Source organism: 'Vigna radiata' phytoplasma (genome assembly GCF_030586915.1).
GTDB classification, from domain to species: domain Bacteria; phylum Bacillota_I; class Bacilli_A; order Acholeplasmatales; family Acholeplasmataceae; genus Phytoplasma; species Phytoplasma australasiaticum.
In genome coordinates this window covers 1-1,488 of sequence record NZ_JAOSIS010000048.1, presented here as the reverse complement: position 1 = coordinate 1,488, position 1,488 = coordinate 1, and the positions used below count along the sequence as shown (strand labels likewise).

3 protein-coding genes are annotated in these 1,488 nt (G+C 27.6%); all 3 read left to right on the top strand.

Annotation, left to right across the window (positions count from 1 at the left end; all coding sequences use genetic code 11):
• The first annotated feature begins 128 nt into the window (after positions 1 to 128).
• The 3 genes from OC710_RS02685 (at position 129) to OC710_RS02680 (ending at position 1,335) form a co-directional block, all read left to right on the top strand.
• Positions 129 to 668: a hypothetical protein gene (locus OC710_RS02685; RefSeq protein WP_004994604.1), complete on the top strand. Its 540-nt coding sequence runs from the start codon at positions 129 to 131 to the stop codon at positions 666 to 668.
• Positions 669 to 807: 139 nt separating this feature from the next.
• Positions 808 to 936: a hypothetical protein gene (locus OC710_RS02730; protein WP_320409178.1), complete on the top strand. Its 129-nt coding sequence runs from the start codon at positions 808 to 810 to the stop codon at positions 934 to 936.
• A 24-nt stretch (positions 937 to 960) separates the two neighbouring features.
• A complete protein-coding gene (locus OC710_RS02680) occupies positions 961 to 1,335 on the top strand; it encodes an SVM family protein (protein WP_004994603.1) in 375 nt (124 codons plus the stop codon).
• Positions 1,336 to 1,488 lie beyond the last annotated feature (153 nt).

The following is a 1,488-nucleotide window of genomic DNA, read 5'->3' as shown; positions in this document are numbered from 1 at the left end:
TGATGAAATAAATTTTCATTATTATTTTGTTTCATCATTTCTTTCTTAAAGTTATATAATAGTGATATATTCAAATTTCCAAATTTGATAATAATAATCTTATTATTATCAGAAAGGTTATGAAATTAATGAATAAAAAAAACTTTTTACAAAAATATTTTGTTGAAATAATAGTTATTTTATTATTAGGAATAGCAATTATGATTATGATTCATAAAAATCATCATGGAACTAGCCAAGCCCAATCACCTTTATCTTCTTTGAATTCCGAAAAAGAAACATTAGAGTCTGAAGAAAATGAAATTGAAAAACCCTTTTCTAATAGACCGAAACGTTCTGCAGAAGAACAACCCATCCCTAAAATTAAAACAACATCTTCTCGTTTAGAACAAATGAAAAAATATCTTTTTTCCGAACCTATTAATCCTACTTTATTACCAACTGATTTATCAGAACGAGAACAAGAAGAAATCAATAAACTTAAAAAGAGTTGGGAATCAAGTTTAGGTTATTTAAATGAAGAAAAAAGTGTCATTAACGAATACCAAAATAAATGCGATGAATACCAAGCACAATTAAATTCTATTCAACCTCAAATAGAATCTTTAAAACCACAACAACAAAAACTAGAAAAACAACACGACGAAAAAGACCAAGAACTTAATTAAATTAAAAATTAACTTTAGAAAAGCTAACGAAACCCAAATCAAAAAACTCCAAGCTGAAAATTTAGAAATAGTTGGTGAAATCGGCAAAATCGAAGTTCAAATTGGTAAATTAAAAGCAACCCAAAGAAAATACCAAGAAATGTTATCTTATGCTGAAGAATACCGAAAAAAATTAGAAGAACGATATGAAGAAGGTGAAAAACAATATAAAGATTCAATTATTTCTCGATTAAACAAGCTCTACGAAATCACCTCAACTGAGGGATAAATAAAAAAGGAGTTATAAGTTAAAATGATGCAAGTAAAAAAAAAATTACATCTTTTACCATTATTTTTAATGAGTTTTTTAGGTATGTTTTTAATAATCAATAATAATCCCATTATGGCATCAAGCAATGGTCATGCTAATAATAATGGTCATAATATAAATAATAATCAGTCAGATTTGGAAATACAAGCAAATATTTTACTAGATTTGAATTTACAACAAGCTCAATTGGTACAACAAATTTTTCAGGCTAGAGAAAATAATGCTTCTGAAGAATTTATTAATAATTTAATGACACGAAATATGGAATTAAGCCAAAGGATTGCCACTCAACAAAGAATTTTACATAACACTATACCCCAACATTCAAATCGTTCGAATAATTCCAGCCGAAATTAAGTCAATTCAATTTTTAAAGATTCTTTATACGGATAGATTAATTGCGTTTTATTCAGCGATTTATCTTTGCTGTTTTATTTACAATCAGCCCCCGTCCAAACCGGACAAGCAAGTTTCCCAGCATCCGGCTTTCCATAATTTACTCTCTTGCGA

Bases quoted from the DNA above. Each gene is read 5' to 3' on its own strand.
- OC710_RS02685 (WP_004994604.1), top strand. From the start codon at position 129: ATGAATAAAAAAAACTTTTTACAAAAATATTTTGTTGAAATAATAGTT.
- OC710_RS02730 (WP_320409178.1), top strand. From the start codon at position 808: ATGTTATCTTATGCTGAAGAATACCGAAAAAAATTAGAAGAACGATAT.
- OC710_RS02680 (WP_004994603.1), top strand. From the start codon at position 961: ATGATGCAAGTAAAAAAAAAATTACATCTTTTACCATTATTTTTAATG.